8 protein-coding genes and 1 pseudogene are annotated in these 8,053 nt (G+C 67.7%); 3 read left to right on the plus strand and 6 right to left on the minus strand.

Annotation, left to right across the window (positions count from 1 at the left end):
• Window positions 1–309, plus strand: a pseudogene (locus tag Q0W90_RS21185) (NADH:flavin oxidoreductase); the annotation flags it as partial.
• On the opposite strand, the gene Q0W90_RS21190 reads toward Q0W90_RS21185, so the two are convergent.
• The 6 genes from Q0W90_RS21190 to Q0W90_RS21215 all read right to left on the minus strand — a co-directional run bounded on the left by Q0W90_RS21190 (window position 286) and on the right by Q0W90_RS21215 (window position 6,160).
• On the minus strand, window positions 286–1,209 hold the full coding sequence (locus Q0W90_RS21190) for an alpha/beta hydrolase (protein ID WP_297595611.1): 924 nt from the start codon (window positions 1,207–1,209) through the stop codon (window positions 286–288). The pseudogene Q0W90_RS21185 and the gene Q0W90_RS21190 overlap by 24 nt on opposite strands.
• The gene (locus Q0W90_RS21195) at window positions 1,206–2,033 is read right to left on the minus strand and encodes an IclR family transcriptional regulator (protein WP_297698691.1); all 828 of its coding nucleotides are present in this window, start codon (window positions 2,031–2,033) and stop codon (window positions 1,206–1,208) included. The genes Q0W90_RS21190 and Q0W90_RS21195 overlap by 4 nt, the downstream gene beginning before the upstream one ends.
• Before the next feature lie 190 nt (window positions 2,034–2,223).
• Window positions 2,224–3,723: an FAD-dependent oxidoreductase gene (locus Q0W90_RS21200; protein WP_297776387.1), complete on the minus strand. Its 1,500-nt coding sequence runs from the start codon at window positions 3,721–3,723 to the stop codon at window positions 2,224–2,226.
• Window positions 3,687–4,595, minus strand: coding sequence for a biphenyl-2,3-diol 1,2-dioxygenase (gene bphC, locus Q0W90_RS21205; protein ID WP_297698693.1), 909 nt, complete (start codon window positions 4,593–4,595; stop codon window positions 3,687–3,689). The genes Q0W90_RS21200 and bphC overlap by 37 nt, the downstream gene beginning before the upstream one ends.
• A 10-nt stretch (window positions 4,596–4,605) precedes the next feature.
• Window positions 4,606–5,790: an acyl-CoA dehydrogenase family protein gene (locus tag Q0W90_RS21210; protein WP_297595607.1), complete on the minus strand. Its 1,185-nt coding sequence runs from the start codon at window positions 5,788–5,790 to the stop codon at window positions 4,606–4,608.
• Between the two features lie 91 nt (window positions 5,791–5,881).
• A complete protein-coding gene (locus tag Q0W90_RS21215) occupies window positions 5,882–6,160 on the minus strand; it encodes a 2Fe-2S iron-sulfur cluster binding domain-containing protein (RefSeq protein WP_297698695.1) in 279 nt (92 codons plus the stop codon).
• Between the two features lie 130 nt (window positions 6,161–6,290).
• Here Q0W90_RS21215 and Q0W90_RS21220 point away from each other — a divergent pair, with 130 nt between their 5' ends.
• Both Q0W90_RS21220 and Q0W90_RS21225 read left to right on the plus strand, forming a co-directional pair.
• Window positions 6,291–7,901 (plus strand): NAD(P)/FAD-dependent oxidoreductase, encoded by a 1,611-nt coding sequence (locus tag Q0W90_RS21220; protein ID WP_297776390.1) that lies wholly within the window; start codon window positions 6,291–6,293, stop codon window positions 7,899–7,901.
• Window positions 7,898–8,053: SDR family NAD(P)-dependent oxidoreductase (locus Q0W90_RS21225; RefSeq protein ID WP_297776393.1), on the plus strand; the 156-nt coding region annotated here is incomplete at its 3' end. The genes Q0W90_RS21220 and Q0W90_RS21225, both read left to right, overlap by 4 nt.

Here is an 8,053-nt window from a genome sequence, read left to right on the forward strand (position 1 = left end):
CGCCAGTTCGTCCCTGTCATGCGCAATACCAAGCTGATCCTGTTGGGGGGCATCACCAACCGCGAGCACGTGGAGACCGGTATGCGCGAAGGCTTCGATTTCGTGGCGATGGGGCGTGCGCTGTTGCGCGAACCGGACCTGGTCTCCAGGATGATCGCCGATCCGACCGCACGCAGTCGGTGCACCCACAACAACAAGTGTATGGTCACCGTCTTCGGGCGGACCCATTGCGTGCTGGATCCGGACCAGCGCTACGGCACTGCGGAACCGTTGCGCACCAACGGGTTACCGTCGCAGCAGATCGGCTAGTGCGGCCGCCGCTTCTTTGCGCGCCTCGTGTGCGATGTCGAGCATCGGCATCGTCATAAAACCGTGGATGCCGCCCTCGTAACGCAATTGCACGGTGGGCACGCCGGCCGCCTCGAGCGCAGCGCCGAAGGCCAATCCCTCGTCGCGCAGAGGATCGTGGCCGGCGACCACCACCACGGCGGGCGGCAGCCCGCGCAGGTCGGCGTTCAGCGGGGTGGCGTACGGGTGCGCGCGGTCCTCGAACGACGGCACGTAGCAATCCCAGTACCACTGCAGCGCCGGCTTCGGGTTGTAGTAGCCCTGGCCGAACAGCCGGTAGGACTCGGTGTCGAAGTCGGCGGCGATCACCGGGTAGAGCAGCAGTTGGGCGGCCGGCATCGGACCGCCGCGGTCGCGGGCCAGCACCGCGGTCACCGCGGCCAGGTTGCCCCCGGCGCTGTCGCCGGCCACGACGAGGCGCCCGGGATCGGCCCCGAGCGCGGCCGCGTGGTCGGAGGCCCAGCACGTCACGGCGTACACGTCCTCGGCGGCCGCCGGCCAGGAGTGCTCCGGGGCCAGCCGATAGTCGACCGAAACAACTACGGCGGGAACACGGTTGGCGATGTTGCGGCAGAGCCCGTCGTGGCTGTCCAGATCGCAGAACACGAACCCCCCGCCGTGCGCGTACACCACGATGGGGAGCGGCCCCACGGCCTCGGGCCGGTATACGCGCACGGGGATCGGGCCGCCCTGACCCTCGACCGAGCGATCGGCGACCTCGCCGATGGATTCGGGCTGTGCCGACGGCACCAACCTGGATCGGATGAGCGCTCGGGCCTCGCCGCCGCTCATCTGGTGGACCGGTGGGAACCCGCCATCCAATTGCTCGATGATCGCGGCGATCTGCGGGTCGAGGTTCACGCGTACTGCAGGGCCGGCCGCTGCGTCGGGGCAGGATGCTGTGGCCGCAACGGACGCAACGGCTGCAGCGTCGGCGCCACCCGCTGCGGGCCGTCTTCGACGTTGCGCCAGATGCCCATCGCCGTCATGCGCACCGGGGCGGCCAGCCGTTGATCGAACATCATGCGATTCATCGGGCCGCATACCGACACCGCGGCGACCACTTCCTGGGCCTCGCCGGGACCGCCGATCGGCGCTGCGACGCAACCGAATCCGAGCAACGACTCCTCACGCTCGAAGGCGACGCCATGGGCGCGCACCTTTGCCAGCTCGACGGCGAGTTGGGTACCGCTGGAGATCGAGTACTTCGTCTGACGCACCCGCAGGTCGAGCTCGGACTCACCGTCGCGGTAGGCCAGGATCGCCTTGCCGACGGCCGTACAGTGGGCGGGCTGACGAGCACCCACGCGCGTGGGGATCCTGTGGTCGCCGACCTTGTCGAGGTAGACGACGTCGGCTCCGTCCAGCACCGCCAGGTGCACGACAAGCCCGGTGGCGCGGTGCAATTCGCCCAGCAACGGGCCGGCCGCCCGCACCAGCCGATCCTGGTGTACGGCCAGCGAGCCCAGCTCGACGAGCCGCATGCCGAGCTCGTAGTCGCGGCCGCTGCGGCGCAGCCAGCGCAATTGCACCAGGCGCTCGAGCATCCGGTGCGCCGACGAGCGCGGCAGGCCCGTACGCCGCACGATCTGAGCCAGCGTCAGCCGTCCGGGCCCGTCGAACGCGTCCAGCACCAGCGAGATGCGGTCGATGACCGCGGTGGGGGTTTCGACAGGCGCCGACATAAGTCCTCCTGGCTGGCATATTCCTATTAGGAATATAGTTCTATCACACCCCTGTGGCCGCTGTCACACACCACGCGAGGAGGAAGCGGCAGTTCCCGCTCGCGCTCGTAACGCAGGGGTGAATCTCGGCGCGATATTCCGCCGTGGCGTTACGCCCGCGGGCAGTGCGCCCAGACCTCACGAAGGAAAGTCAGCCCTTGGCGGCCGAGCGGCCGGCGCGGCGCCCATAGAAGCTGCCGTCGCCGAGCGAGACACCGCTGGCGTACCCCCACGCGGCCAGTCCGGCGGTACAACGGCCCGCGGCGAAGAGCCCCGGGATGGGCGCGCCGCTGACGTGCAGCACCTCGGCGTCCAGCGTGGTCGCCAGCCCGCCCAAGGTGAAGCCACCGGTGCTTTCCCGCAGGTCGATCGCGCCGACCGGGACGCCGATCGGCGTGATCCACTCGGGCTTCTTGTGCAGCAGCGGGTCCTCGCCCCGGGCTGCGCCGTCGTTGTAGGCCGCCACGGTCGCCTGGAGTGAGCCGACGGGAAGGCCCATGTCGCGTTCCAGCTCGGCAACGGTGTCGGCCACCCAGGTCGGTGGGCGCAGCATGAGTTTGGGCGACCACGAGTTCATCGCCTCGGTCTGGGCGTCGTCGTCGAGGATCAGGTAGGCGGTGTTGTCCTGCTGGTACAGGGTGAGCTGACCGATCCGTCCCGGGTAGGTGTCCTCGGCGACATAGCGCTGACCGCGTCCATTGACCAGGATGCCGCGCACCAGCTGCTGGGGGTCGACGAAGATCGCGACCTCGGTGGCGTCCATGTGCGCCAGATCGGCGCCTAGCGCCTGCGCCATCCGGATCGACTGCCCGTCGTGCTGCTCGATGGAAGCGGCGGGCCGCCCGGCGATCCGCGGTGCGTACTGAGCCACCATCGAGTCGTTGTAGGCGAAGCTGCCCGTGGCGAGCACGACTCCGCGGCGCGCCCGGATGGCCATGTCGTTGCCGTACTGGCGGGCGCAGATGCCCACCACCCGGCCGTCGGATTCCACGATCAGCCGCTGCACCCGCACGTCGTAGAGCGCTCGCGCGCCGGCGGCGGTGGCCGTTTCGACGAGTGGCTTCATCAGCATGTAGCCGGCGCTGGCCTCGCCCTGCTTCTTGTTCTGCATTTGCGGGACGTGCCCGCGCGGGGCGGGGGAGGCGATGGTGTTGAACGGGTAGGAGTTTTCGCCGCCGCTGTACATCAGCCCCTGATCGCCCATGGGCTCCCAGCCGGGCTCGGCAAAGAACTCGGCCTTGAACGGCACGCCGCAGCCGACCAGCCAGTCGAAGTGCGCGACGCTGCCGGCGCAGTAGTCGGCGATCCTGTTCTCGTCGGCACCTGGCCCCATCGCGACATTGAGGAAGGCGGCCATGTTGTCGACGGAATCATCGAAGCCGCAGGCCTTTTGCAGTGCCGTGCCGCCGCCGAGGTAGATGAAGCCGCCCGCCATCGACGCCGCACCACCCCAGGATCCGGTGCGCTCCAACACCAAGACGTCGGCGCCGGCGCGCGCAGCCTCCACAGCCGCGGCCGCGCCGGCGATCCCGTATCCGGCGATGACGACGTCGGCCTCGGCGTCCCAGGAGTTGATCGACGACGCCGCGATCGGCGTCACGTCAAATTCGGTCATCACATGCGCATGGCCGCGGGCGGATCCGGAATCCATTCGTGGCCCCAATAGCTGTCGGCGGTGATTTCCTCTGCGGTGTAGTACGTTTCGTCGACTCGCATCCCATCGGTACCGAATTCGATGTCCCAGTCGCCGGGCGCGCGGACGTAGAAGGACACCATCTTGTCGTTGGTGTGCCGGCCCAGGGTGGACGCCACGGTGAAGCCATCGGCGTTGACGCGGTCCAGCGCCTGGCCGACGGCGTCGAGGGTGTCCACCTCCACCATGACGTGGACCAGCCCGGGGTCGCGCTGCTGGGCGGCGGGGCAGATGGCCAGGCTGTGATGGCGCGCGTTGATGCCGAGGAACCGTACTCGGATCGGGCCGAACTCCGCGGGCAGCGGCACCCGGAACGCCCCACGAGACCGGAAACCGAGCACCTCGGTGTAAAAGTCGACGACACCGTTGAAATCGGTCGCCGGTACGACGACGTGGCCAAGACCCTGATCGCCCGTCACGAACTTCGCGCCGAACGGGGTGATCACCGGGCTGTGGTCGAGCACTGCGCTGTGGAACACCTCCAGCGTCGTGCCGGCCGGGTCCTCGAAGGTGATCACCTCTTCGACGCGGCGGGCGTCGGCCTCCTGGACGGATAATTCCTTGAAGGCGACACCGGCGCCGTCCAGTGCGGCCTTGACCCGTTGCAGCGCCTGGTGGTCACGTACCTCCCAGCCGACCGTGATCACCCGGTCAACGTCGCCGGGCACGACGATGATCCGTGCCGCCCGCTCGTCCATCCGCAAATACAGCGCGGATTCGTCGGGTCCTTTTCCTTCGGCGAATCCCAGCACACCGAACGCGAAATGGCGCCAACGCTGGATATCAGCGGTCGAAACCGTAATGTAGCCAAGGCTTTTCAGATCTGTCACTGAAAGCTCCTCAGATCAACGCCCGCAGCGGGCCTTCGGGCGGGTCGATGCCAATCGAACTCAGCGCCGACGCGTGGTAGATGGTGCCGGGCACATGGATGGCGTGCATCTGGCCGACGTGCACGTCACGCCAATACCGTTGCAGCGGCTTGTCCATCCGCGCCGCGTTGCCGCCAGAGCGGGCGAAGATCTCGTCGACGGCCGACACGGCCCGCCATACCGCGCGAACCTGGGTGCGGCGCCCGGCCGCGCGGTCGGCGAACGACACCTCCTTACCGGCCGCGACCATGTCGTAGATGCGGTCGGCATTGGCCAGCAGCTCCTGGCGGGCGGCGTTGATGTCGGCGGCGGCCTCGCCGATCGCGTGCATCACGTAGGGGTCGTCCTTGATCGCGGTCCCGGTGGCGCCCACCCGGCCCCGCTGGTAGTCGAGGTGCGCGGCCAGCGCACCCTCGGCGATGCCGATGGTCGCCGCGGAAATGCCCAACGGGAACATCGTCGACCAGGGCATCAGATACAACGGCTCGGTCATGCCGGCCTCGCGCTGGGCCGTGCCGTCCATCACCTTCGTCGCGTCCATCGTCCGGTAGGTCGGGACGAACGCGTCCTTGACGATGACGTCCTTGGAGCCGGTTCCGCGCAACCCCACCACATTCCACGAGTCCTCGACGATCTCGTAGTCCTTGCGCGGCAGGATCATGTGCAGCATCTGCGGCGGCATCAACGGGATGCCCTTGTCGTCACCGAGCATGGCCCCCAGGATGATCCAGTCGCAATGGTCGGTGCCCGAGCTGAACTGCCAGCGGCCGTTGAAGATGTAGCCGCCGTCGACCGGTTTGGCCACGCCCTGCGGCGCGTACGGGGATGCCATCCACGTGTCGACGTCGTCGGCCCAGATTTCGGCGGCGACCTTCGGGTCCGCATAGGCCAACTGGTAGGGATGCACGCCCACCACGCCGACGATCCAGCCGGCCGCCGGATCCAGCGCCGCGGTGGCCATCGTCGTCTCGGCGAACTCGCGGGGGTGGACCTCGAAGCCCTGGTACTGCTTGGTCTGCAGCAGCCGGATCAGGCCGGCGCCCTTCATCAGCTTGACGGTGTCGTCGGTGAGCCGGCCGAGGTGTTCGGCTTCGGCGGCCTGGTCGCGTAACTGATCGGCCATGGCCACGACCCGGTCGATTACCCGCTCGCTCATGTTTGTCGTCCTTACCTGTGGGTGCCTAGTAATGGTCTACCGCAGTCACGGCCCGTCCCAAAGGAAATCCCGATGAGCGGACACCACACGGTCAAAATTCGACATGAACATCCGTGCCGATCGGCCTCGCCTGACAGGCCAGAATCAGGCCCTCCTCGAGAGCCCCGGCATCCAGCACGTCGCACGCGGGCAGGTGGACCTGGCCGGTGACGACGGTCGCCACGCACGAACCGCAGCGGCGTTCGCGGCATGAGTGCGGCACGGCGGTCCCCGCCTCGAGCAATGTCTCGACCAGCGTGTGGTTGCTGGGCCAGCGCAAACGATGCCGTCGACCGTCCAGATCGACTTCGACGTGCGTGACGTGGGACATGCGCCGATCGTGGGTCACCGGCGCGCGCCGGCGAGCCCGCGCGCCCGGTGGTCGGGAAAACTCGCCTCCGGCGTCCGGTGACCGGGAGGGGGAGCGCTTCGCGACGCCCGAGGCCCTACGGTGAGTACTTGTGAACGATCCCGGCCGGCAGTCTCTCGATGTCGTGGTGGTCGGCGCGGGGTTCGCCGGCCTGTACGCCCTGCACAAGCTGCGTAGCCAGGGACTCTCGGTGCGAGTGCTGGAAGCCGCGCCCGAACTCGGCGGCACCTGGTACTACAACCGGTATCCCGGCGCGCGCTGCGACGTCGAGAGCGTCGACTACTGCTACTCGTTCTCCGACGAACTACAGCAGGAATGGAACTGGACCGAACGCTATGCCACCCAGGCCGAGATCCTCGAGTATCTGAACTGGGTCGCCGACAAACTCGACCTGCGCCGCGACATCGCGCTGAGCACCCGCGTGATCTCGGCGGCGCTCGACGAGACGACGCTGCGCTGGACAGTCACCACCGATACCGGAGAGACGATCTCGGCGCGGTTTTGTCTCATGGCGACCGGCCCATTGTCGGCCGCGCTGACCCCTGACTTCGACGGCCTAGACACCTTTGCCGGCGAGATCCACCACACCGCGCACTGGCCGCAGCATCCCGTCGACTTCGCCGGCAAGCGGGTGGCCGTCATCGGCACCGGATCCTCCGGCATTCAATCGATCCCGATCATCGCCGAGCAGGCCGCACACCTCTACGTCTTCCAGCGCACACCCAATTACAGCGTCCCGGCGGGCAACAGACCACTGTCCGTCGAAGAGCTCGACGACCTCAAGGCCGGATATGCGCAGCGGCGCGCGCTGTCGTGGCGCAGTGGCGGTGGCTCACCGCACATCACCGCCCCGAAGCCGACCATGCAGTTCACGCCCGAGGAGCGCAACGCAGCGTTCGAAAAGCGCTGGCAACTGGGCGGTGTGCTGTTCTCGAAGACGTTCCCGGACCAGATGACCGACCTGGGAGCCAACGAAGAGGCCCGCCGCTTCTATGAGGAGAAAGTCCGGGCGATCATCGACGATCCGGCCGTGGCCGACCTGCTGATTCCCCAAGATCACCCGATCGGCACCAAGCGAATCTGCACCGACAGCAACTACTTTCAAACCTTCAACCGCCCGAACGTGTCGCTGGTCAGCGTCCGCGCCACCCCGATCGAGTCCGTCGACGCCACCGGGATCAATACCACCGAAGCCCATTTCGACGTCGACACGATCGTGCTGGCAACGGGTTTCGACGCGATGACGGGAGCGCTGGGCAGGATCGATATCGTTGGGCGCCACGGCAGCGCCCTGCGCGACGACTGGGCGCATGGACCCCGCACCTTTTTGGGGCTGGGCGTAGACGGCTTCCCCAACCTGTTTCTGATCTCGGGTCCGGGCGCGCCCGCCGTGCTGGCGAACATGGTGTTGCACGCCGAAGCTCAGGTGAACTGGATCGCCGAGGCCATCGCCTTCCTCGACGACCACGGTTACGCCGCAATCGAAGCCACCGTCGACAGCGTCGACGGCTGGGGCGCCGAATGTGCCCGCCGGGCCGAGACGACGCTGTTCACCAAGGCGAACTCCTGGTACATGGGCGCGAATGTGCCGGGAAAGCCGCGGGGTTTCATGCTGTTCGTCGGGGGCTTCGCAACCTACAACGACATCTGCGCCGAGGTCGCCGAGGCCGGCTACCGGGGCTTCGATCTCATCGAACAATGACGGGATTGCTGGACAAGGTTGTCGTGGTCACCGGCGCCGCCAAGGGAAGCGGGCGGGTGCACTGCGAGCGCTTCGCCGACGAGGGCGCGGACGTGATCGCGCTCGACGCTCCGGCGGCGGCCGACGAATTGCGCGACACCGCGCGGAAAGTC

Origin of the sequence: Mycobacterium sp., from assembly GCF_025933915.1 — a bacterium.
GTDB lineage: Bacteria > Actinomycetota > Actinomycetes > Mycobacteriales > Mycobacteriaceae > Mycobacterium.

What these genes read in the sequence shown, in the direction of transcription:
- Q0W90_RS21215 (WP_297698695.1), bottom strand. Translation starts at nt 6,160, where the DNA reads ATGTCCCACGTCACGCACGTCGAAGTCGATCTGGACGGTCGACGGCAT.
- Q0W90_RS21210 (WP_297595607.1), bottom strand. Translation starts at nt 5,790, where the DNA reads ATGAGCGAGCGGGTAATCGACCGGGTCGTGGCCATGGCCGATCAGTTA.
- Q0W90_RS21195 (WP_297698691.1), bottom strand. Translation starts at nt 2,033, where the DNA reads ATGTCGGCGCCTGTCGAAACCCCCACCGCGGTCATCGACCGCATCTCG.
- Q0W90_RS21200 (WP_297776387.1), bottom strand. Translation starts at nt 3,723, where the DNA reads ATGGATTCCGGATCCGCCCGCGGCCATGCGCATGTGATGACCGAATTT.